The 22,817-nt window shown below is 66.1% G+C and carries 14 protein-coding genes, 1 tRNA gene and 1 pseudogene; 10 read left to right on the top strand and 6 right to left on the bottom strand.

Translation table 11 applies throughout. The features are described from left to right. Positions 1 to 480 precede the first annotated feature (480 nt). Positions 481 to 556 (bottom strand) — tRNA-Thr (locus CSC94_RS19365). A 222-nt stretch (positions 557 to 778) separates the two neighbouring features. Between CSC94_RS19365 and CSC94_RS19360 the strand changes: the two are divergent. Beyond that, positions 779 to 1,570, top strand: a pseudogene (locus CSC94_RS19360) (FAD binding domain-containing protein); the annotation flags it as partial. 335 nt (positions 1,571 to 1,905) lie between these two features. Here the strand turns inward: CSC94_RS19360 and CSC94_RS19355 are convergent. Then, the gene (locus CSC94_RS19355) at positions 1,906 to 2,859 is read right to left on the bottom strand and encodes an NAD(P)H-dependent flavin oxidoreductase (RefSeq protein WP_099308017.1); all 954 of its coding nucleotides are present in this window, start codon (positions 2,857 to 2,859) and stop codon (positions 1,906 to 1,908) included. A 574-nt stretch (positions 2,860 to 3,433) separates the two neighbouring features. Between CSC94_RS19355 and CSC94_RS19350 the strand changes: the two genes are divergently transcribed. From CSC94_RS19350 to pdeM, 4 genes are all read left to right on the top strand, one after another. Continuing rightward, complete coding sequence (locus CSC94_RS19350) at positions 3,434 to 4,537, top strand: hypothetical protein (RefSeq protein ID WP_099308016.1); 1,104 nt, start codon at positions 3,434 to 3,436, stop codon at positions 4,535 to 4,537. Positions 4,538 to 4,623: 86 nt separating this feature from the next. Then, complete coding sequence (locus CSC94_RS19345) at positions 4,624 to 5,625, top strand: class I SAM-dependent methyltransferase (RefSeq protein ID WP_099308028.1); 1,002 nt, start codon at positions 4,624 to 4,626, stop codon at positions 5,623 to 5,625. Further along, a complete protein-coding gene (locus CSC94_RS19340; protein ID WP_099308015.1) occupies positions 5,625 to 8,189 on the top strand; it encodes a ligase-associated DNA damage response DEXH box helicase in 2,565 nt (854 codons plus the stop codon). Before CSC94_RS19345 ends, CSC94_RS19340 begins: the two co-directional genes overlap by 1 nt. Continuing rightward, positions 8,182 to 8,901 (top strand): ligase-associated DNA damage response endonuclease PdeM, encoded by a 720-nt coding sequence (gene pdeM, locus CSC94_RS19335; protein WP_099308014.1) that lies wholly within the window; start codon positions 8,182 to 8,184, stop codon positions 8,899 to 8,901. The genes CSC94_RS19340 and pdeM overlap by 8 nt, the downstream gene beginning before the upstream one ends. A gap of 56 nt (positions 8,902 to 8,957) precedes the next feature. On the opposite strand, the gene CSC94_RS19330 is transcribed toward pdeM, so the two are convergent. The 4 genes from CSC94_RS19330 to CSC94_RS19315 form a co-directional block, all read right to left on the bottom strand. After that, on the bottom strand, positions 8,958 to 9,437 hold the full coding sequence (locus tag CSC94_RS19330; protein ID WP_099308013.1) for a DUF3429 domain-containing protein: 480 nt from the start codon (positions 9,435 to 9,437) through the stop codon (positions 8,958 to 8,960). A 2-nt stretch (positions 9,438 to 9,439) separates the two neighbouring features. Next, positions 9,440 to 10,240, bottom strand: coding sequence for a TIGR02186 family protein (locus CSC94_RS19325; RefSeq protein ID WP_099308012.1), 801 nt, complete (start codon positions 10,238 to 10,240; stop codon positions 9,440 to 9,442). Further along, the gene (locus CSC94_RS19320) at positions 10,240 to 11,163 is read right to left on the bottom strand and encodes a sulfite exporter TauE/SafE family protein (protein ID WP_099308011.1); all 924 of its coding nucleotides are present in this window, start codon (positions 11,161 to 11,163) and stop codon (positions 10,240 to 10,242) included. Before CSC94_RS19320 ends, CSC94_RS19325 begins: the two co-directional genes overlap by 1 nt. Before the next feature lie 146 nt (positions 11,164 to 11,309). Then, positions 11,310 to 15,197, bottom strand: coding sequence for a peptidoglycan-binding protein (locus CSC94_RS19315; protein WP_133122937.1), 3,888 nt, complete (start codon positions 15,195 to 15,197; stop codon positions 11,310 to 11,312). Between the two features lie 424 nt (positions 15,198 to 15,621). Between CSC94_RS19315 and CSC94_RS19310 the strand changes: the two genes are divergently transcribed. The 5 genes from CSC94_RS19310 (at position 15,622) to CSC94_RS19290 (ending at position 22,803) form a co-directional block, all read left to right on the top strand. Continuing rightward, positions 15,622 to 16,086 carry a MerR family transcriptional regulator gene (locus CSC94_RS19310; protein WP_099308009.1) on the top strand — a complete coding sequence of 155 codons (465 nt, stop codon included), beginning with the start codon at positions 15,622 to 15,624 and terminating at the stop codon, positions 16,084 to 16,086. A 197-nt stretch (positions 16,087 to 16,283) separates the two neighbouring features. Further along, complete coding sequence (locus CSC94_RS19305; protein WP_099308008.1) at positions 16,284 to 18,080, top strand: acyl-CoA dehydrogenase C-terminal domain-containing protein; 1,797 nt, start codon at positions 16,284 to 16,286, stop codon at positions 18,078 to 18,080. Positions 18,081 to 18,159: 79 nt separating this feature from the next. Next, the gene (locus CSC94_RS19300) at positions 18,160 to 19,332 is read left to right on the top strand and encodes an acyl-CoA dehydrogenase family protein (protein WP_099308007.1); all 1,173 of its coding nucleotides are present in this window, start codon (positions 18,160 to 18,162) and stop codon (positions 19,330 to 19,332) included. 26 nt (positions 19,333 to 19,358) lie between these two features. Next, entirely contained in the window at positions 19,359 to 20,567 is a 1,209-nt protein-coding gene (locus CSC94_RS19295) for an acetyl-CoA C-acetyltransferase (protein WP_099308006.1), read from the top strand. 16 nt (positions 20,568 to 20,583) lie between these two features. Next, positions 20,584 to 22,803: a 3-hydroxyacyl-CoA dehydrogenase NAD-binding domain-containing protein gene (locus CSC94_RS19290; RefSeq protein WP_099308005.1), complete on the top strand. Its 2,220-nt coding sequence runs from the start codon at positions 20,584 to 20,586 to the stop codon at positions 22,801 to 22,803. The last annotated feature ends 14 nt before the right edge of the window (positions 22,804 to 22,817 follow it).

Genomic DNA, 22,817 nt, shown 5'->3' with positions numbered 1-22,817 from the left:
ATTTCCTGCAGCTTCTCCTTGTCCTTGCCGAGCTTCGGCATGAAATCCACCTCGACCCCACGGTCGCGGAAAATCTGCACGGCGGTTTCGGAAAGGGCATCGGATACGAGAACGCGGGGCTTGGTCATGTGGTCCTTTGCAAGGTCGTGCAATTCCCGTCGGGCTCGGAGGAACCATCGCCACGGCAACTGCTGGCGAAGAGGCATGGCAACCGCATTCCCGCGTCATTATCGCAGCATTGTCGGAAACAGGATGCAAGTCCACCGGCCGCGTCTCACCTGAACAGGGAATGCCCGTTACCACTGCTTTATTGTGGTGCCGGGATAAAGCGACGGGCGTCACTTCGCGAAAACCTTGCCGTGAGAAGGTCAGGACGCCGGGTCGACGGTCTTCAAGGCGTAGTGGCCAGCCGGCGCCGGACACGAGAGGGCGATGGCGTCGACGCATGACGAGGTGAAGGGAAATGACCGGGGAAGGAAGTGGTGCCGCTTGCGTGACTCGAACACGCGACCTACGCATTACGAATGCGTTGCTCTACCAACTGAGCTAAAGCGGCCCTCGGCGAAGCGCCGGAACTGAGCGCGTGATACCGTCAAACCCTGCGGATTTCAAGCAGCAGTTTCATTTATCGTGAACAGGACTTCCGGTGCCCGCGCGCCTTGTTCTTTCGGTCGTCGTGCACGCCGTTTTCTGGACAATGGATGCAGACCGCGCCATGCTCCGGGATGAGGCCATATGCCGCAACGATCCGGTGACAGGCCAAGCGGGAGGAAAACGAATGCACAACACGACTTATCACCGTGCGTCATCGGTGGAGGAGGCATCGCGGATGGCTGGCGCCGCCGCCGAGGCGAAGTATGTCGCGGGCGGCCAGACGCTGATTCCGGCGATGAAGACGCGCCTCGCTGCGCCCTCCGACCTGATCGACCTTCGTCACGTGTCGGCACTGAAGGGCATTTCCGTCAATGGCCGCTCGGTGACCATCGGGGCTGCGACACCCCATGCCGAGGTGGCCGGCTCGTCCGACCTTGCAGCGGTCTGCCCGGCCATCTGCAGCCTTGCCAGCCACATCGGCGACCCGCATGTCCGCCACATGGGCACGATCGGCGGTTCCGTCGCCAACAACGATCCGGCCGCCGACTATCCGGCAGCCATGCTCGGCCTCGGTGCGACCATCGTCACCGACAAGCGTGAAATCGCGGCGGACGACTTTTTCACGGGCCTTTTCGAGACCGCGCTCGAAGACGGCGAAATCATCACGGCGGTGAAGTTCGATGCGCCGGATGCCGCGGGCTATGCCAAGTTCCCCAACCCGGCCTCGCGCTACGCCATGACCGGCGTGTTCGTGGCCCGGCGCAGCGACGGCGTCCGGGTTGCCGTGACCGGGGCAGGCAATGACGGCGTGTTCCGAGCCGGTGAACTGGAAGCCGCGCTGGCAGGCGATTTCTCCGCGTCCGCGCTGGAAGGAAAGTCCGTTTCGAGCGCCGACATGATGAGCGACATGCATGCCAATGCCGAGTACCGCGCCAATCTCGTGACGGTGATGGCCAAGCGGGCCGTCACGGCAGCGCTCGGCAGCGGGTCGGTCGCAAGGGCGGACGGCGACCTGACGAGGGCAGCCGAGACCGTGGCGGACGAGGCCGCGAAGGCCGGGCAATCCGCTGCTGCCGCCGTGCGCGACGCGGTGGAGACCGCGGGCCAGGCGGCGGAAAAGGCCATGGACAACGCGGGACAGGCGGCCCGCCAGGCGACCGCTAGCGTGCACGCCGCGCCGCCCCGGAAAAAGCGTGGCTGGCTGGCGCGCCTGTTCGGCTTCGGAAAGTGAACGGATCCTTCGGGGACCGGAAACGGGAAACGGGCGCCGCGGGCGCCCGTTTTGCTGTTCCAGCGTGTGAGGTGCCGGACTCAGCCGCAGATGCGGGCCTTGGCCTCGGCATATTCCCGTGCCAGGCGGTCAACCAGCTGACCGGCCGGAACGACCTCCTTGACCGCGCCGATGCCCTGGCCGCAACCCCAGATGTCCTTCCAGGCCTTGGACTTGTCGCCGCCGAAATTCATCTTTGACGGATCGCTTTCCGGCAGGTTGTCCGGGTCCATTCCGGCATTGCGGATGGAGCCCTTCAGGTAGTTGCCGTGCACGCCGGTGAAGAGGTTGGAATAGACGATGTCCGCGGCATTCGATTCCACGATCATCGCCTTGTAGCCTTCCACCGCGCGGGCTTCTTCCGTGGCGATGAAGGGCGAGCCGATATAGGCCATGTCGGCGCCCATGGCCTCGGCCGCAAGCACAGCGCCGCCGTTGGCGATCGAGCCGGAAAGCAGCAGCGGCCCGTCGAACCACTGCCGGATTTCCTGCACCAGGGCAAAGGGCGACAGCGTGCCGGCATGGCCGCCGGCGCCGGTCGCCACCGCGATCAGTCCGTCCGCGCCCTTCTCGATCGCCTTGCGGGCATGCCGGTCGTGGATGATGTCGTGCAGGACGATGCCGCCGTAGGAGTGGATTGCCTCGTTGACTTCCGGCACCGCGCCGAGCGACGTGATGACGACCGGCACCTTGTACTTCACGCACATCTCCAGGTCGTGCTGGAGGCGCGTGTTGGTCTTGTGCACGATCTGGTTGACCGCGAAGGGGGCCGCCGGACGGTCCGGGTTGGCCTTGTCATGGGCGGCCAGTTCTTCGGTGATCTGCGCCAGCCACTCGTCGAGCTGCGCTTCCGGCCGCGCGTTGAGCGCGGGAAACGAGCCGACGATCCCCGCCTTGCACTGTGCCAGGACGAGCGGCGGATGCGAGATGATGAAAAGCGGCGAGCCGACCACCGGGATCCGCAGGTTCTTCTTCAGAATGTCCGGCAAAGCCATCCGGGTCTCTCCTCTCCGACTTACGTTTTCGTAAACTGCCGCCTTTTTCCAGTGTCTGAACCGGGCCGTCAAGGTGTCCGTTGCGGTTCGCAAGGGAATTGGCGCTGACCCGCCGATTGGCAACACCCCGCCCGTGTCCTTGTAGCCACACCGCCTTGGCCGGAGAAACGGCCATCGCGTAAGCAATTTTTCCCGCCCCGCACACGACCGTTTGCATCGCTGGGGAAAATCGCATAGATTGCATTTGAAATAATATAAACCAAAGATAGTACTGTGCCGGGGGATTGAACGCGGCGAATGCCAGGCGCTTCGGCACGAACGACACGGATTGCGTTGACCACGCGGCGGACCTGATGGAGGCGTCAGGGCTGGATGCGCAGACTGGAAGGCGGCTGGACCGGCAAAGGTCTGACTTGGGTCTCCCGGTCTGCGCATCCACGTCTTTCCGGCCGCCTTTTTGCGGCCGGCGGCTGCAGCGACCCGCGTTGCAAGGCGGGCCGATCAACCCCATATCGGTTGCACCGGTCATGCCGCAGGGATAACGTCGCGGCAGGTGCAATCGAGGGGAATCGTTTTGGATCCGATCGAGAAGGCGATTCGTACGGCGCTTGAAAAGGGCGACGCCTCGGATGCGAAGCATCGCGAACGGGTTTACCTGTCCGCGCTGTCCGCCCTCGAACGGTCCCTGAAAACCCAGCCCGGCATCCCCGCCGAGGTGGCGGCCAAGCGTCGGGAAGCCTTGCGCCATCGTATTCGCGAAATCGAGACGGAGTTCCGCCCCGCAACTGCGCCGGAGCCCGAACCGGTCGTCGAGAGGGTGGAGCCGGTGGTTGCAGCCGGACCGGCCGGGACCCGCAGCGAGCCGGCGGTTCCCGACGTCGCGCCGGAGCGTCCGGCCGATGCGGGGTCCACCGGGCGCGAAAGCGATTTCGTCTCGCAACTGCGTGTGACCCGCGGCGAACCCGACGCCGCCGGTGCAGTGCAGGTCTCTGCCGACGATGCAGGGGAACGCCGGATCTTCTCCCGCCGCCGCCGCCCCTACGCGCGCTTCCTGACCATCAGCCTGCTTGTGGTCTTCGTCGGCATTGGCGGCTGGTGGCTCTATTCGAGCGAGGCGCTGGTGCCCCTGTCGGTCCGAGACGGGGCCGTGCCCAACCCGCCGACCACCTTGCGGGAAGACGAGTTCAGCCCTGCCCAGACCGGCGATGCCGGCCGTGTCGGCCAGCCGCCGCAGGGCGGCAGCTGGATCACCGTCTTTTCGCCCGAAGACCCGACCACCGTGACCGCGCCTTCCGGGACGGCCGTGGAGGTGACAGGCGACGGCAAGGAAATGGCGGTCCGCATCTCTCCCAGTGCTCCCGATTCCGCCGCGGTCTTCGACATGGGCGAGGGGATCCTTTCGCAGCTGGCCGGCAAGCGGGTCACCTTCGACATCAACGCCTCCTCCCCGGAAGGCCAGACGACCCAGATGTCGATCCAGTGCAATTTCGCGGAACTGGGCGGTTGCGGCCGCAAGCGTTTCGACGTCGAGGCCACGCGGCAGGATTTTCTCTTCGACGTGGACCTGCCGGACAAGAATCCCGGGTCGTTCGGGTCGATCAGCCTGACGCCCGACATCTCCGAGGGAAGCATCCCGGTCAACATCTACGAGATCCGCGTCTTCATGCCCGAAGGCTGATCGCCGGCCTGCCTTGAAAAAGCCGGTTGATTTCCGCGCCGTTCGGCGGCATAGGCGCTCGTTCCCTGCTGTTTGGTCCCTCCCGAATGAAACCTGTCCAGCTTACCTCCGGCGACATGATCGCCGATCGCCGTGCCGAATATGCCGAAATGATGTTTGATGCCGGCGATGCCGCGGCGGCAGCCGAGATCTATGGCCAGGCGCTGGAGATGGCGCCGCGCTGGTCGGCCGGCTGGTTTCGCCTCGGCGAAATCCAGGAGCGGGCCGGCGACCTCGACGGCGCCGCGCAAAGCTGGCGCCGGGCGCTGTCGATCGACCCGGCCGATCCCCTGGGCGCGACGCTGAAGCTGCAGCTGGCCGGCCAGGTCGCCAATGCGGCGATCATGCCGTCGGCCTTCGTCGAGACCCTGTTCGACCAGTACGCCGACGATTTCGACCAGGCGCTGGTCGAGCGGCTGGACTACGCCGCTCCCGATCTCCTCGCCGATGCCCTTGCCGGGGTGCAGGCCGATGGCTTTGCCAAGGCGCTCGATCTCGGCTGCGGGACCGGCCTCATGGGAATCCGCCTGCGCGCCGTCGCGAGCCAGCTGGAAGGCTGCGACATTTCGGGCGAAATGCTGCGCAAGGCTGCCGGGAAAGGCATTTACGACCGCCTTCAGCAGGCCGACCTGACGATGCTGCCCCCCGGTTTCTGCGCGGTATCCCCGGACCTGGTCACGGCGGCCGATGTGTTCATGTACCTCGGCGATCTGGCCCGAATCTTCGATTGGGTGTCCGCGACCCTGGCCCCGGGCGGCCTGTTTGCCTTCACCGTCGAGGCGGCGCCCGACGAGGTTGAACTCGTGCTCCTGCCCTCGCGCCGCTATGCCCACGGCGAGGCCTATGTCCGCGAGCGCCTGGCCGCGTCCGGTTTCGAGCTGGAGACGCTCGGCCGCGCCGCCATCCGCAAGGATCGCGGCCTGCCCATCGAGGGGCTGGTGGTGATTGCCCGCAAGCCGGCAGCCCGCCTGGTCGCCGCCGTTCCTGTCGGCGTCGACAAGCCCGTTCCCGAAGACGCCGCGTCGGGCGAGGGCCCCGCCCTGCATTGATGCTTGGCGGCGACGGGACGCCACCCTATCTTGCGGGCGTGACAGATGCGCCCGCTGCCCTTGTCGAAGACATTGATTCCGTCGCTCTGCCGCGGCGGTTCCGCCTTTGGTTCGAGGGCAGGGGCTGGCAGCCGCGCCCGCATCAGCGTGCCGTTCTCGACCTGGTCACTGCCGGCCGTTCGGCGCTCCTGATCGCGCCGACTGGTGCCGGCAAGACGCTTTCTGGCTTTCTGCCGAGCCTCATTGCGCTGGATGGCCGTCCGCGTTCCCGCCCTGGAGCGGCAAAGCGGGGCATTCACACGCTCTACATCTCGCCGCTCAAGGCGCTGGCCGTCGATATCGAGCGCAATCTCGCCCGCCCGATCGCCAAGATGGGCCTTGATGTCTCCGTGGAAACGCGCACCGGCGACACCCCCGGCCACAAGCGCCAGCGCCAGAAGCTGGTCCCGCCCGACATCCTGCTGACCACCCCCGAACAATTGGCCCTGCTGCTGGCCTCGAAGGATGCCGACCGGTTCTTCTCCGACCTTCAGACCGTCGTGCTCGACGAACTGCACTCGCTGGTCACCTCGAAGCGCGGGCACCTGCTGTCGCTGGGCCTGGCGCGGCTTGGCCGGATGCGCCCCGGGCTGACGACGATCGGCCTGTCGGCGACGGTCGCCGACCCGGACGGGCTGCGCCGCTGGCTGGTGCCGCAGGATCCCCCCGGCGCCATGGCCGAGATCATCGAGGTGAAAGGCGGCGCCAGGCCGGTCATCCGTATCTTGGAGTCCGACGATCGCATTCCTTGGTCGGGCCATTCCGCGCGTTACGCCATCGCCGACATCTACGAGGAAATCCGGCGCAACCGCACCACGCTGGTCTTCGTCAACACCCGCAGCCAGGCCGAGATGGTTTTCCAGGAACTGTGGACCGTCAACGAGGACAGCCTGCCCATCGCCCTTCACCATGGTTCGCTCGATGTCGGCCAAAGGCGCAGGGTGGAAAAGGCGATGGAGACCAACAGCCTGCGCGCCATCGTCGCGACCTCGACGCTCGACCTCGGCATCGACTGGGGCGACGTCGACCTGGTGATCCACGTCGGCGCGCCGAAGGGCGCGAGCCGGCTGGCGCAGCGGATCGGCCGGTCCAATCACCGCATGGACGAGCCCAGCCGCGCGATCCTGGTTCCCGCCAACCGCTTCGAGGTGCTGGAATGCCGGGCCGCGGTGGAAGGCAACTATCTTGGCGCCCAGGACACCCCGCCGCTGGTCGACGGCGCGCTGGATGTCCTCGCCCAGCATGTCCTCGGCATGGCCTGTGCGGGCCCGTTCACGGCGGATGCCCTCTTTGACGAGGTCCGCCGGGCAGAGCCCTACGCGCGGCTGGCGCGCGAGGATTTCGACCAGGTCGTCGCCTTCGTCGCGACCGGCGGATACGCCTTGCGCAGTTACGAGCGCTTTGCCCGGATCCGCCAGACCGCCGACGGGACCTGGCGCCTGTCCCATCCCTCCGTCGCCCAGCAGTACCGCCTCAATGTCGGCACCATCATCGAGGCGCCCATGCTGACCGTGCGCCTGGCCCGCTCCCAGCGCCGTAGCGGTCCCCTGCGAGGCGGCCTCGTGCTCGGCCAGGTGGAAGAATATTTCCTTGAGCAGCTGGCGCCCGGCGATACCTTCCTGTTCGCCGGCAAGGTGCTGCGCTTCGAGGCCATCCGGGAAAACGAATGCTTCGTCTCCACGGCCGCCGACACGGAGGCCCGTATCCCGGCCTATGCCGGCGGCAAGTTTCCCCTGTCGACCTACCTGGCCGACCAGGTCCGCGCCATGCTCGCCGATCCCGGCACGTGGTCCCGGCTTCCCGATCAGGTCGCCGACTGGCTGCGCCTGCAGCGCGACAAGTCGGTGCTGCCGGACCGGGACAACCTGCTGATCGAGACCTTTCCCCGCGCCGCTCGCCACTACATGGTCTGTTATCCCTTCGAGGGGCGGCTGGCGCACCAGACCCTGGGCATGCTCCTGACCCGCCGCCTTGAACGGCTTGGCGCCCGCCCGCTCGGCTTCGTCGCCACCGACTATGCGCTGGCGATCTGGTCGCTCGGCGACATGGGTGCGATGGCGGCGCGGGGAGACCTGTCCTGGGCGGCGCTGTTCGAGGAAGACATGCTGGGCGACGACCTAGAGGCCTGGCTCGACGAGAGCTTCCTGCTCAAGCGCACCTTCCGCAATTGCGCTGTGATCGCCGGCCTGATCGAGCGCCGTCATCCGGGCAAGGAGAAGACCGGCAGGCAGGTCACCGTCTCCGCCGACCTCATCTACGATGTCCTTCGCACCCACGAACCGGACCACATCCTTCTCAAGGCAACGCGGGTCGATGCCGCCACGGGCTTGCTAGATGTGCGCCGACTGGGTGAAATGCTGGCACGAATCAAGGGACGAATCGTACACAGGGACCTGGAGCGCATTTCGCCGCTCGCCGTTCCGATCATGCTCGAGATCGGTCGTGAAACGGTTGGCGGCGAGGCGAGCGACAGCCTCCTGGCGGAAATTGCCGATGAACTGGTACATGAAGCCATCGATGACTGAACGCCGTGCCATGCCGCCGCGCGCGCCCGCACTGCTGGAAACCGGTCTCGCTGGTGAAACGGTCCTGCTCGATCCGGCCGGCATCGCCTTTCTGCCCGACAGCCGCACCATGCTCGTCTCCGACCTGCACCTGGAAAAGGGCACCGCGCTTTCGGGCCGCCGCAACTTCCTGCCGCCTTACGATACGCGCGAGACGCTGCTGCGGCTGGCCGTCACGCTGGCACGCCATCGTCCCGCCGTCGTGGTTTCGCTCGGAGACAGTTTCCATGACGGCAACGGGGCGGCCCGCCTCGCCGACGAGGACCGCGCGCTGCTGTCGTCCCTCATGGCCGGGCGGCAATGGGTCTGGATTTCCGGCAACCACGATCCTGATGCCCCGGCGGGCCTGCCGGGCGACACGGCCAGCGAACTGTGCATCGGTGCGCTTGCCTTGCGCCACGAACCGTCGGCCGGTAGCCCCGGCTGTGGCGAGATCGCCGGCCACCTGCACCCCGGTGCCCGCGTGGTGCAGCGGGGACGCTCCGTCCGCAGGCCCTGCTTCGCCATCGATGGCCGGCGGATGATCATGCCGGCCTTCGGCGCCTATACCGGCGCCCTGAACATCCTCGACCGGGCCTTCCACGGTCTCTTCGATCCGCAAGAAATGCGCGCCTGCATGCTGGGTCAGGACCGGCTCTATGCCGTGGCCCGCAACCGCCTGATCGGTGACTGATCCTGCGCGATGGCGCGTCGGCCGACGAGCGCAGTGCAGCGTGTGGCGGAAATGCTCTAGCGCGTCAGCCAGACCGCGGCGATCATGGCCGGAACGACCAGCAGCGTGAGGCGCATGCGCAGGCGGCCGAACCAGTCCGGCGCGCGCCCGCCGTTCACCGCGAACTGGTCCCATGCGCCTTGCCCGGCAAAGCCCGCCGCCAGCAGCGCGAAGGCATGCGGATCGGGAAGCGCCAGAGCAACCCAGCCGGCGAGCGACGGGATGACCGACAGCAGCAGGCCGCGTGACGTCGCCGCGTCATTGTCGCGGGTCGCCATCCCCCAGCGGATGCCGCCCAGGAACGAAAGGATGACCGCGCCGTAGCCCTTGAGAAGCAGGATGGTCATGGCCCGCCAGGGATGCGCGGCATCGATGCCGGCAAGCCAGAGCGTCAGCGCGAGGAAGGGAAGGAACCCGGCAAGGGCAAGGCGCATGGCCATGCGCTCGTTCGCAACGCCATCGGGGGTCCGCGGCTCCTGGCTGGATCCTGCCTGCATCGTCAATCCTTGCGGAAGAGCAACCGTCCGAGCCACCCGGTCAGCATCGCCAGCATGACGGAGAGCACACCGTAGGTCAGTCCCTGGGTCTTGGCGCTGGTGTAGATGGCCGCCTCGAAACCCGACTTGACGATGACCAGCGGCGCCGAGACCTCGTCGACGAAAATGCCGTTGCGAAAGAGGAAGGCCCGGGCACGGTGGGTGCCGACAGGCACGTTGGCTGGAATGGCGACCGCCGCGCGAAACAGGTTCTGCGACAGGAAGCGAACGCCGCCGATGCGCTCGGTATAAAGGCCCGTCTGCTCCTTGATGCCGCGCAGCGCCGTCGCGAACTCGGCGATCTGCGGATTCTCCGACGAGCCGATGTTGAAGGCGAGGTTTCCGGAGCCGAGCGCCAATTGCCGGTAGCTCGTCTCGGTCGTGATGTCCTGGATCGGCCGCGTCGTCGAGATCGAGTAGGACGACGGCACGCTGTCGAAATGTTCGGAATCGCGGTTGATCCAGAGGCCGAAGATCCGGTCCTTGCGCCGGACGGTCACCGGCCGCGTCGGCCCTTCGAGCACGACGATCACGTCGTAGCGGCCGGTCCGGGAAACCTGCGGGTCGCTGTTCTCGATGGCGCCGAAGATCGTCAGGTCCGTGCCTGAGAAGCCCGAGGTGATGCCGATCTTGTCGGTCGAAAGGCCGATCTGGATGGTCTCGCGGCCGCCGGTCTGGACCTGGGCCTCGGCGCCGAGGCTGGCGGCCAGCAGGGCGAGCCCGGCGAGGACGGTCCGGACCGCGCGTGTCAGCCCGCCGGCCATTACGCGCCACCCACCGCGGCGATGGAGTAGATGTTCGCCGGATGCAGGAACAGGTCGATGCCGAGACGCAGGCAGACGAGCAGCACCAGGCCTGCCAGCAGGGCGCGCAACTGTTCGCCGCGCAGCCGCTGGCCGACCTTCGCGCCGTATTGCGCGCCGATCACGCTGCCGATCATCAGCAGGAACGCCAGCACGACGTCCACGGTCTGGTTGGTCATGGCATGGACGATGGTCGTGAAGGCCGCGACGAACATGATCTGGAACAGCGATGTGCCGATCACGACATTCGTCGGCACCTTCAGCAGGTAGATCATCGCCGGGACCATGATGAACCCGCCGCCGACGCCCATGATCGAGGCAAGGAACCCGATGAAGGCCCCCAGGCCCAGCACGGGAATGACGCTGACGAACAGTTTCGAGGCGCGGAAGCGCATCTTCATCGGCAGCTTGTGGATCCAGTTGTGCTGGCCCGGACGGCGCAGGTTTGCCGGCGCTCCCTGCTTGGTGCGGATGATGGCGCCCAGGCTCTCCCACAGCATCAGCCCGCCGACGGTGCCGAGAAAGACGACGTAGAGCAGGGAGACGATCAGGTCGAGCTGGCCCAGTTCGCGCAGTTTCGCGAACACGAAGACGCCGCCGAGCGAGCCGGCAAACCCGCCAAGCAGCAGCATCGCGCCAAGCTTGAAGTCGATGGTCTTTCGCTTGAGGTGAACCAGCGAGCCGGAAAAGGACGATGCGACCACCTGGTTGGCCCCGGTCGCCACCGCCACGGCCGGCGGGATGTTGTAGAAGATCAGCAGCGGCGTGATCAGGAACCCGCCGCCGACGCCGAACATGCCTGATATGAAACCAACCGCAGCGCCCATGGCCAGCAAGACGGCCATGTTGGCTGACAATTCGGCAATCGGGAGATAGATGCTCACCCGCCTGTCCCGCGTGAATGGAAATCTGGGGAGTCCCGCCCCCGGTCACGCCGCTTCTTGCGCCTTCACGCGCGGCGAGTCAAATGCTCTTTGCCGCTATGGTTCACGGGCTTTGCCGGCACCGGGCGTTTGCCGGTGCCGCCACGTCACTTCTTCTCCAGGAGCTTGGAAATCAGCGCGTTGTCGACCTCGCCGGTCGCGGCCATCCCGTTGGCCGTCTGGAACGCCTTGATGGCCTGCTTGGTCTTGTCGCCCATGATCCCGTCCGGTGTCCCGGCATCGAAGCCGTTCTTGTTCAGGATCAGCTGGATGTTGCGCACGGCCTTGGTCATGTCCACGCTGGCCGTCTGTTCCTGGGCCGCGTTCCACGAGGCCGGGATGCTGGGCGTGTTGGCCTCGGCATCGGGCGTGCGCGGCTTCCACAGGTCGGCCTTGGCGCGTGCCTTGTCGAGCTGTTCGGGCCGCAGCGCCTTGGCCACCTCGTCGCGCTTGGCCGCCGCGTCCTTGTCGCCGTTGCGGGCGGCGACCGCGAACCACTTGTAGGATTCGATCAGGTCCTGCTTCATGCCGACGCCCTTGGCCGCCAGGATGCCCAGGTTGAACTGGCTGTCCTTGACGCCCATTTCGGCCGCGTCGAGGAACCAGCGCACGGCCGAGGTATTGTCGACCACGCCGTCGACGCCGGTGGCGAACAGGACGGCCAGGTTGTGCATCGCGCCGGCGTTGCCCTGCTGCGCGGCCATCTGGTACCAGGTCTTGGCGCCCTCGAGGTCGCGGTCGGTGCCGATCCCCTTTTCCAGCATGTTGGCATAGCGGTACTGCCCGGGCGCGAAGCCTGCTTCCGCCGAGCGCTTGTACCACTTGGTGGCCTCTTCCGGCGACGCCGCGATGCCGCGGCCTTCCGAATAGCGGTTGCCGACCTCGAAGAAGGCCTTCGCATTGCCGCTGGCCACTGCCTCGCGCAGGTCGGCCGGACCGAAGTCGATGGAGGCGCCGGTCGCTTCCGGCGCGGTGTCGGTGGAGGCCATGGCTTCCGGAGCGGCCTGGTCGGTTGCCATCGTCTCGTCCGCGGCCATGTCCGGCGCGGTGGATGCGGTCTGTTCGCCGGTCGCGTCGAAGGTCGAGGCGCTGTCGGTCGTCTCGTCCGCCGGCAGGTCCATGGACGACGGGTCCGACGCCATGCCGGCGGTGTTGCTGTCGTCCGCTGTCGGCATCACCTGCCGCGCCTGGATGTCCTCGGTCTGCGCCGGTTCGGAGATGGCGGCGGTGTTCTCCACCGGGGCCTCGTCGGTTCCGTTGAACAGCACCATCTTGCCGACCTGCAGGCCGGCGAGCAGGACCAGGACCGCGCCGACGCCCATCAGCAGCGGCTTGCGGTTCTTCTGCAGCACGCTGCCGACACCGCTCTTGGCCTTGGCCGCGCCGCCGGAAGTCGCCTTGCCCTTCAGCATTTCCGCCTCGGCGGCGGCCGCCTGGGCAGCACGGCGCGCGGCAGCGATGAAATCGGCCTTGGCGACGTCCGGATCGGTTGCCTGGCCACCGTCGCGCTCGGCACGCACCTTGTTCATGATGGCGGTGAGATCGGGCGCGCCTTCGCCGGGTGCGAGCGGCTCGTCATCCATGCTGTCGTCGAGGATCGGTGCGCCGTCCAGGTCGGGCTCGCGGGAGGTCGTCTCCTTCTTGCCGCGCAGGGCGCGCGTCAGTCCGCCGAGCATCGACGGCCGCTTGTCGCTCTCCGGCTGTTCCTCGCGCTCGTCATCCGCAAGCGCAGCAAAGGCGGCAGCGGCTGCGGCCTGCGACGGCGACACGGAGGCTGCCGGCGCGGCTTCTGCACGGGCCGGCTCCCGCTCGAGTTCCGGTTCGGGGAAATCCTCTGACATGTCCAGCGAGGGAGCCTCGGCAACGGCGCGCTTCGCCGCCTTCTGCACCGGCGCCTTCGCCTGCGGCGCCGCCGGTCGGGACTGCGAAGCCGGGTTTTCGAGCGCGGCGAGACGGTCGACGATCTTCAGCAGCGTCTCGTGAATCGCTTCGAATGTCTTGGAGCTGCGCTCTTCGGTCCGGCGCGCCAGGCTGTCGAGGGCCTTGAGATCGGCGGCAAGGCCCGCGATCGTCTCGTGGTGCGCGTCGCTCGTCTTGGCGGCAGACCGCAGCGCGTCCTCGGCGGCGCGTTGCGCCGTCTGCAGGATCGTGTCGTGGTTCGCCGCCAGCGCGCGTTCGATTTCTTCCAGCCGCGGCGCCAGGTTTTCCAGCTCCGGCAGGGCAGGGCCGGGGTTCGACATGAACCGCGCCATGTCGGACACCTGGTTCTCCAGGTTCTCGATGAGGCTGCGGTCGGCCTCCCGGGCGGAGCGGCTGGTCTCGTAGAGACGGCCGGCGATTTCCTCCAGGCGGCTCTCCAGCGTTTCCATCATCGACGCGTCGATTTCCGGCGCGATCGCGCGGCTCGCCTCGTCCAGGTGGCTCGAAATGGCGGCCAGCCGGGTTTCGATGCCCGCGATGGCCTGCGTGTCGATCTGCGGCGCCTGGCGGGTCTCCAGTTCCTTCTGGAAGCCGCGCAGCCGTTCGTCCAGCGTATTGAGCAGGGCCTTCTCGCTCTTGCTCTGGCGCCGGGTGCTCTCGTCGAGCCGGGCCGTCAGGTCGTGGAACCGGGCCTCGATGTCCTGCGAATAGGCCGCCGCGATCGTGTCGCCGTTGCCGCGCGGCATTGCCTCGATCTTGTGGGTCAGGTCGGACAGCCGGCCTTCCAGGTCCTTGAACAGCGACAGGCTCTGGCGCGAGGCGTCATGCGTCTTGTTTTCCAGCGTCGTGCCGAGCGCGTTGATGCGCTGCTCGATGCCGTCGAGGATCACCGCCATGTCCGGCGGCGGCGGCGTCTCCGCGAGGATCCGCGTGATCGAGCCGAGCTGGTGGGCGATCCGCTCCAGGTCCTCGGACGGCAGATCGCGGTCCTGAGCGAGCGAATCGACACGCTGCGACAGCGCGTTGATCTGGGCGACCAGTTCGGAGGAATCCCGCGCGGCCACCTCGTTGATCTGGTTCGCCAGCGACGAGATTCGCGCCTCGATGCGCTCCAGCGGCTCCGTATCCAGCTGCACCGGCTGCGCCGACACAGACGAGGCGACGATGGCGCGCGAAATCTCGTCGAGCCGGTCCTCGACCATGCGGAACAGGTCCGGCGAAATGCGGTTCTGGGCATCCGCGATCTGGCCGACCGCTTCGGTCAGCACCCGCACCTTGTCCTCCAGCGACGACATCGCGCCGCGCGAGGGAACCTGCTCCAGCGCGTCATAGATCGCTTCCATGCGCTCCGACAGCCGGCCGAACAGGGCGTCGGCACGGTCGGAAGCCGCCGCGCCGCCCTCGATGTGATTGGCGATGCGGTCCCAGCGGCGGTCGAAATCGTCCCAGCGGTTGCTCACCGTGCGCAGCGTTTCCTCGCGCGCCAGGTCGGCGACGGTTTCGCGCAGGTCTTCCACCTCGTGCCGCAGGGCAGCCACGTCGCGGTTGCCGCTGCGCTCCGACAGCGCCGCCACGGCCTGGGAAATGCGGTCCAGTTCCGGCGCCAGTTCGCGGCTGCTCAGGCCCGAGCGCACATCGTCGTAGATGCTGGCCATCTGGCGGCGCAGGGTTTCGAATTCCTGGCGTATGCCCTGGCCCATTTCCTGGCGCAGCTCTTCGCGCAGCGCCTGCAGATCAGACGAGATGCGGCTGATCGATCCAAACTCGTCGGACCGCTCGCGTGCCCGGTCGAGATCGCGGGCGAGGTCGCAGTAGGACCCGCCCCGCGCCTGGCGCTGGTCGCGGTAATCGTGATTCGCCGTGCCGGCGCCGCGCATCGGGCGTTCGTCGCGATAGTCACGGCTTGGCAGTTCGGCGTGGCGGGCCTGGACGGGCTTCTGGTTGCGCGCCACGCGCTCGCCCGAAATCCGGCGCTCGAGGGCGTCGAGCTTCTCGGTGATGTCATCGAGGATCGCGCCCGAACGGCGTTCCCGTCCCGCGTTCAGGGTGCCGAGGTAGGATTTCTTCTCGTTCATCGAAACGCCCGCTTGCAAATCGGCACCGCTCAAGGGTGCCTGCCTTGTCTGGCCTGGCGCGGTTGCCGCCGGAACAGCCGAATGGCTGGAATTGCTCTGGCTGGCGGAAGCGCCGGGGTGGTGGGCCATGAAAACGCGGAACAGGTGGCACGGATCACCGACGGCCCACATTCATCCGATCATGGTAAACAACGCGTTAACCGCTCACGGATTCGTTAATTTGATCGGTTGGTCAAAAAAATGCCGGCAGCGACGAATTGCCCCTTGAAACGGGGCTTCGGGGTCGGTATATGGCGCTTACGTAAACGTCATAACTTAACGTAAGCCCGACAGGGAGCCTTGTCCGGAACCATGCCGGATGAGATTGCCGCCAGGATTGGCTGGCCGCTTCCGGGGCTTTTGTGCATGGAAAGTTGAGAACAGGATGAACATGAACACTGCGGTCGACCACGGTCTCTCCGTGGACGGCAACGTGACGGGTGATGCCGCCGCCCTTGCCTGCAAGCGTATCGGCGAACTGGCCGAGGAATTCGGCGTGACGCTGCGCACCCTGCGCTTCTACGAGGACAAGGGTCTGCTCAACCCGATTCGCGACGGCAACATGCGCCTCTACACCCACCGCGACCAGGTCCGCCTCAAGCTGGTCCTGATGGGGCGCAAGGTCGGCTTCTCGCTGCGTGAAGTGAAGCAGATGATGGATCTCTACGAACCGGACGGGTCCAATGTCCGCCAGTTGAAGGTCACCCTGGAGAAATCCGAGAAGCAGATGGCCAGGCTGCAATCGCAGCGCGTCGCCATCGACGAGGCGATCGGCGAATTGTCCGATGCCATCGGCGCGGTGCGCTCCATGCTCGAACACAGGGCCGCCGGCAGCGCCACGGGCCAGTGACACGGACCCCCTCCACCACCGGGTGCGAGGGGGTCTTGCTTTTCCGGGGGCAGGGAAATGGCGCAGGGCAAAAAAGCTGCGCCAAAAATTTTCGCCCGCTATTGACGTTTGCGTAAACGTAAATCATTTTGTGCTGAATTGACCATGACCGCCGGCTGGCCCGGCGCAAGCAACAATCATCTCTCTGGAGGACTTTCATGCCGACCTATACCGCTCCGGTGCAGGACACGCTTTTCGTACTCAGGGACGTCCTGGGCTACGAGCGCTTCAGCAATCTTCCCGGCTTCTCCGATGCATCCCTGGATGTCATCGAGGCGATCCTGGAGGAGGGCGCCAAGCTGGCGGAGAACGTCATGTTCCCGCTCAACCAGGTCGGCGACCAGCAGGGCTGCACCCGCCACGACGATGGCTCGGTCACCACGCCCGACGGTTTCAAGGATGCCTACGCGCAGTATCGCGAGGGTGGCTGGATGGGTCTCGCGCTGCCCGAGGAATTCGGTGGCCAGAACCTGCCCTACGTGCTGCATACCGCCGTCGGCGAGTACATGTCCTCCGCCAACATGGCCTTCATGATGTACCCGGGTCTCACCCAGGGCGCCATGGCGGCCATCCTGGCCCATGGGTCGGACGAGCAGAAGCAGGCCTACATTCCCAGGATGGCCGAAGGTGTCTGGACCGGCACCATGAACCTGACCGAGCCCCATTGCGGCACGGACCTGGGCCTGCTGCGCACCAAGGCGGTGCCGCAGGAGGACGGTTCCTACCGCATTTCCGGGCAGAAGATATTCATCTCCGCCGGCGAGCATGACCTGTCGGAAAACATCATCCACCTGGTGCTGGCCCGCATCGAGGGCGCGCCCGAGGGCGTCAAGGGCATTTCGCTCTTCATCGTGCCCAAGTTCACGCTGGATGCCGATGGCAACCCCGGCGAGCGCAACGGCGTGTCCTGCGGGTCCATCGAGGAGAAAATGGGCATCCACGGCAATGCCACCTGCGTCATGAACTATGACGAGGCCACCGGCTACCTGATCGGCGAGGCGCACAAGGGCCTCAAGGCCATGTTCACGATGATGAACGAGGCGCGCCTGGGTGTCGGCCTGCAGGGCCTCTCCATCTCCGAGATCGCCTACCAGAACGCCGCCGACTATGCCCGTGAGCGCATCCAGGGCCGCGCCCTGACCGGTCCCAAGGCCCCGGACAAGAAGGCCGACCCGATCATCGTCCACCCGGACGTCCGCCGCACGCTGATGACCATCCGCGCCTTCAACGAGGGCGGCCGCGCCTTCATCCTCTGGAGCGCGCTGAAGTCGGACGTCGCCCACCGGTCCGGCGACGAGAAGGAACGCCAGGAAGCCGATGACGTGATGGGCCTGCTGACGCCGATCATCAAGGGTGTGCTGACCGACAAGGGCTTCGAGAACGCGGTCAATGCCCAGCAGATGTATGGCGGCCACGGCTACATCGAGGAATGGGGCATGAGCCAGTACGTGCGCGATGCCCGCATTGCCATGATCTACGAGGGTGCCAACGGCATCCAGGCGCTCGATCTCGTCGGCCGCAAGCTGCCCTCCAACGGCGGCCGGGCCGTGCAGGCCTTCTTCAAGGAAGTCGGCGAGTTCTGCGAGAGCCATCGCGACAACGAGCAGATGAAGGGCTACACCAAGGCGCTGAAGAAAGGGCTCAACGACCTTCAGGCCGCCACCATGTGGTTTGTCCAGAATGCCATGGCCAAGCCGGACAACGCCGGCGCCGGGTCGACCGACTACATGCATCTCTTCGGCCTCGTCGCGCTGGGCTACATGTGGGCCTTGACGGCCAAGAGCGCGCAGGAGCAGCTTGATAGCGGCGCCAGCGATGCAAGGCCGTTCCTTGAAAACAAGCTGGTGACCGCCACCTTCTTCATGGAGCGGCTGTTGCCCGAGACGGCCCTGCGGCTCGCCCGCGTCCAGGCCGGCGCCGATTCCATGATGGCGCTGTCCGCCGAGGCGTTCTAAGCTGCCGCAGGAGAAAGGAACGGGCCGGGACGAACCGGCCCGCTCCAGTTTCAGGAACAGCAGATCCGGGAGGATACCGATGGCTGCAAATCCGGCCGATGTACTGGGCGTGACCAGGCCCGAATGGGAGACCGAGGACGTCTCCATGCTCAAGGACATGGCGACGAAATGGCTCGAGGCCGAGATCGCGCCCCACTACGAGGAATTCGAGAAGAACGAGATCGTCGGACGTGAGCACTGGCTCAAGGCCGGCGAGGCGGGTCTCCTCTGCCCGGCCGTTCCGGAAGAATACGGCGGCGCCGGCGGCACCTACGCCCACGAGACCGCCATCATCGAGGCGATCAGCCATGTCGGCGTCGACGGCTTCGGCATCGGCCTGCACAATTCCATCGTCGCGCCCTACATCGTCCACTACGGCTCGGAAGAGCAGAAGCGCAAGTGGCTGCCGCGCATGGTGTCCGGCGAGCTCATCGGCGCCATCGCCATGACCGAACCGGCGGCCGGCTCGGACCTGCAGGGCATCAAGACCTCGGCGAAGCGCGACGGCAACCACTATTCGATCAACGGCTCCAAGACCTTCATCACCAACGGCCAGAACGCCAACCTGATCATCGTCGTCACCAAGACCGATCCCTCGGCGGGCGCCAGGGGCACGTCGCTGATCGTGGTCGAGACCGACGAGGTGGAAGGCTTCGAGCGCGGCCGCAATCTCGACAAGGTCGGCCTGAAGTCCAACGACACCTCCGAGCTCTTCTTCAACGACGTGCGCGTGCCGACCTCGAACCTGCTTGGCGCCGACGAGGGCCAGGGCTTCATCCAGCTCATGCAGCAATTGCCGCAGGAGCGCCTGATGATCGGCGCGACGGCCATTTCCATGATCGAGCGGGCGCTGGCGCTGACCATCGACTACGTCAAGGAGCGCAAGGCCTTCGGCAAATCGGTGCTGGAGTTCCAGAACACCCAGTTCAAGCTGGCCGAGGCCAAGACCGAGGCGACGGTCGGCCGCGCCTTCTACAATCACTGCGTGGCCGAGCACCTGGAAGGCCGGCTGAGCGCCGAACTGGCCTCCATGGCCAAGTACTGGCTGAGCGACCTGCAGAACAAGATCATCGACGAATGCCTGCAGCTGCATGGCGGCTACGGCTACATGAACGAATACCCCATCGCCCGCATGTTCCGCGATGCCCGCGTGCAGCGCATCTACGGCGGCACCAACGAAATCATGAAGCTTTTGATTGCCCGCAGCCTCTGAGCCGCGGCGGAAGAAGGAGACATTCCATGGCAGACGCTTTTGTATATGACGCCGTGCGCACGCCGCGCGGCCGCGGCAAGAAGGACGGCAGCCTGCACGAGGTGCCGGCGGTTCGCCTTGGCGCCAAGGTGCTGGAAGCCGTGCGCGATCGCAACGGCCTCGACACCGGCAACGTCGACGACATCATTTTCGGCTGCGTCGATCCGGTCGGCGAGGCCGGTTCGGTCATTCCCCGCGCCTCCGCGTTCGAGGCCGGCTATGACATCAAGGCCCCGGGCCTTCAGCTCTCGCGCTTCTGCGCCTCGGGTCTCGACGCCATCAACATGGGCGCGGCCAAGATCGCCCAGGGTTCCGACGATATCGTCATCGCCGGCGGCGTGGAAAGCATGTCGCGCGTCGGCATGGGCATGTCCGGCGGCGCCTGGTTCATGGACCCGTCGGTCGGCCTGCCGTCCTATTTCGTGCCGCAGGGCGTCTCCGCCGACCTGATCGCCACCAAGTACGGCTTCTCGCGCGACGATGTCGATGCCTATGCCGTGGAAAGCCAGAAGCGTGCCGCCCACGCCTGGGAGAAGGGCTGGTTCAAGAACTCCGTCGTGCCGGTCAAGGACCAGAACGGCCTGACCATCCTCGACCGTGACGAGCACATGCGTCCCGGCACCGACATGCAGTCGCTCGCCTCGCTCAACCCGTCCTTCGTCATGCCGGGCGAGATGGGCGGCTTCGAGGCCGTCGCCATCCAGCGTTACCCGGAAATCGAGAACATCAACTACGTCCACCATGCCGGCAATTCCTCCGGCATCGTCGACGGGGCGGCCGCTGTCCTGCTGGGCTCGAAGAAGGCCGGCAAGACCATGGGCCTGAAGCCGCGGGCGCGCATCCGTGCCTTCACCAACATCGGCTCCGAGCCCGCCATCATGCTGACCGGCCCGGTGGACGTGACCGAGAAGCTGCTGAAGCGCGCGAAGATGAAGCTGTCGGACATCGATCTGTTCGAGCTGAACGAGGCCTTCGCCTCCGTCGTTCTGCGCTACATGCAGGCCTTCGACATCCCCCACGACCGCATGAACGTGAACGGCGGCGCCATCGCCATGGGTCATCCGCTCGGCGCCACCGGCGCCATGATCTTCGGCACCGTTCTCGATGAACTGGAGCGTCGCGACCTCAACACCGCGCTCGTCACCCTGTGCATCGGCGCCGGCATGGGCACCGCCACCATCATCGAACGCGTCTGATCGGGAGAAAAAGAAAATGGCTGACTACAAGAATTTCACGGTCGACGTGGACGCCGACGGCATTGCGCTTGTCACCTGGGACATGCCCGACAAGTCGATGAACGTCTTCACCCAGGAGGTCATGGACGAGATCGACGCCATCGTCGATCAGGTCGTCGCAGACGAGGCCGTCAAGGGCGCCGTCTTCACCTCCGGCAAGAAGGACAGCTTCTCCGGCGGTGCCGACCTGACCATGCTGCGCGGGATATTCGACACCATCCGCGACGCCAAGGCCAGGGACCCGAAGAAGGCTGCCGAACTGGTCTTCGAGGCCGCCGGCCGCATGAACTGGCTCTGGCGCAAGCTTGAAACCTGCGGCAAGCCCTGGGTTTCCGCTATCAACGGCACCTGCATGGGCGGCGCCTTCGAACTGTCGCTGGCCTGCCATGCCCGCGTGGTCGCCGACAGTGACGCGGTGAAGATGGCCCTGCCGGAAGTCAAGGTCGGCATCTTCCCGGGCGCCGGTGGCACCCAGCGCGTGCCGCGCCTGACCGACACCCAGTCGGCCATGCAGATGATGACCTCCGGCCAGACCCTGTCGCCGGCCAAGGCCCTGAAGATGGGCCTGGTGACGGCGGTTGTCCCGGCGAAGAAGCTCGTCGACGAGGCGAAGAAGCTGATCAGGGACGGTCTCGAACCGGTCCAGCCGTGGGACAAGAAGGGCTTCAAGCTGCCCGGCGGCCCGGTCTATTCCGCCGCCGGCGCCAACCTCTTCCCGCCGGCCATCGCCCACCTGCGCAAGCAGACCTACGGCAACTACCCGGCGGCGACGGCGATCCTGAAGTGCATCTACGAAGGCCTTCTCGTGCCCTTTGACACCGCGCTTCGCATCGAGCAGCGTTATTTCGCCGAAATCCTCCAGACGACCGAGGCGGGCATGATGATCCGCTCGCTTTTCGTCTCGCTGCAGGAACTGAACAAGGGCGCCCGCCGCCCCGAGGGCGTCAAGCCGACGAAGTTCAAGAAGGTCGGCGTGCTCGGCGCGGGCTTCATGGGCGCTGGCATTGCCTTCGTCACGGCGAAGGCCGGCATCCCCGTGGTCCTCGTCGACCGTGACCAGGAAGCCGCCGACAAGGGCAAGGCACATTCCGCCAGCCTGATGGACGGGCTCATCAAGAAGGGCCGCGCCACGGCCGAGGACAAGGAAAAGCTCCTGTCGCTCATCACCGCCACGCCGGACTATGCCGAACTCGACGGCGCCGACCTCGTCATCGAGGCCGTGTTCGAGGATTCCGAGGTCAAGCGGGGCGTGACGGAAAAGGCGGAAGCCGTGCTGAAGTCCACCGGCATCTTCGCGTCCAACACCTCGACCATCCCGATCACCGGGCTCGCGAAAAACTCGGCGCGTCCGAAGAACTTCATCGGCATCCACTTCTTCTCGCCCGTCGACAAGATGATGCTCGTGGAGATCATCATGGGCAAGAAGACCGGCGACAAGGCACTGGCCACGGCCATCGACTATGTCCGGGCCATCAGGAAGACGCCGATCGTCGTCAACGACACCCGCGGTTTCTACGTCAACCGCTGCGTGCTGCGCTATATGTCGGAAGCCTACAACATGCTCATCGAGGGCGTGCCGCCGGCCATGGTCGAGAATGCCGCCAAGATGGCCGGCATGCCGGTCGGGCCGCTGGCCCTCAACGACGAGACGGCCGTCGACCTGTCGCAGAAGATCCTCAAGCAGACCATCCGCGACATGGGCGAGAAGGCGGTCGACATGCGCCACGTCGAACTCATCGACGCCATGGTCGACACCCACGGGCGCCTTGGCCGCAAGAACGGCAAGGGCTTCTACGACTACCCGGCCAAGCCGGCGAAGAAGCACCTCTGGCCGGGCCTGAAGGATCTCTATCCGCAGCAGAAGCCGGAAAAGGTGGACGTCGAGGAACTAAAGCAGCGTTTCCTCGTCACCATCGCGCTCGAAGCGGCCCGCGTCATGGAAGAGGGCATCGTCACCGACCCGCGCGAGGCAGACGTCGGCTCCATCCTCGCCTTCGGTTTTGCGCCCTACACGGGCGGCGCGCTGTCCTACATCGATGGCATGGGCGTGGCCGAATTCGTCGACCTGGCGAAGAAGCTGCAGAAGAAGTACGGCAAGCAGTTCAAGGCGCCGAAGGGCCTGGTCGACATGGCGGAGAAGGGCGAGACCTTCTACCAGCGCTACGGCGCCAGGGCCGAAGAAAAGCAGGCCGCCTGAGGCTGAAAGGGCTC

The sequence above is a fragment of the Zhengella mangrovi genome (assembly GCF_002727065.1).
Taxonomy (GTDB): Bacteria; Pseudomonadota; Alphaproteobacteria; order Rhizobiales; family Rhizobiaceae; genus Zhengella; species Zhengella mangrovi.
The sequence above is the reverse complement of the archived record's forward strand: the minus strand, read 5'-3'. Positions and strand labels throughout refer to the sequence as shown.

Excerpts from the sequence above, each read along its gene's own strand:
- CSC94_RS19355 (WP_099308017.1), bottom strand. The coding sequence starts at position 2,859 with ATGGCTTTGCCGGACATTCTGAAGAAGAACCTGCGGATCCCGGTGGTC.
- CSC94_RS19345 (WP_099308028.1), top strand. The coding sequence starts at position 4,624 with ATGAAACCTGTCCAGCTTACCTCCGGCGACATGATCGCCGATCGCCGT.
- CSC94_RS19340 (WP_099308015.1), top strand. The coding sequence starts at position 5,625 with ATGCTTGGCGGCGACGGGACGCCACCCTATCTTGCGGGCGTGACAGAT.
- pdeM (WP_099308014.1), top strand. The coding sequence starts at position 8,182 with ATGACTGAACGCCGTGCCATGCCGCCGCGCGCGCCCGCACTGCTGGAA.
- CSC94_RS19330 (WP_099308013.1), bottom strand. The coding sequence starts at position 9,437 with ATGCAGGCAGGATCCAGCCAGGAGCCGCGGACCCCCGATGGCGTTGCG.
- CSC94_RS19325 (WP_099308012.1), bottom strand. The coding sequence starts at position 10,240 with ATGGCCGGCGGGCTGACACGCGCGGTCCGGACCGTCCTCGCCGGGCTC.
- CSC94_RS19315 (WP_133122937.1), bottom strand. The coding sequence starts at position 15,197 with ATGAACGAGAAGAAATCCTACCTCGGCACCCTGAACGCGGGACGGGAA.
- CSC94_RS19310 (WP_099308009.1), top strand. The coding sequence starts at position 15,622 with ATGAACATGAACACTGCGGTCGACCACGGTCTCTCCGTGGACGGCAAC.
- CSC94_RS19305 (WP_099308008.1), top strand. The coding sequence starts at position 16,284 with ATGCCGACCTATACCGCTCCGGTGCAGGACACGCTTTTCGTACTCAGG.
- CSC94_RS19300 (WP_099308007.1), top strand. The coding sequence starts at position 18,160 with ATGGCTGCAAATCCGGCCGATGTACTGGGCGTGACCAGGCCCGAATGG.
- CSC94_RS19295 (WP_099308006.1), top strand. The coding sequence starts at position 19,359 with ATGGCAGACGCTTTTGTATATGACGCCGTGCGCACGCCGCGCGGCCGC.
- CSC94_RS19290 (WP_099308005.1), top strand. The coding sequence starts at position 20,584 with ATGGCTGACTACAAGAATTTCACGGTCGACGTGGACGCCGACGGCATT.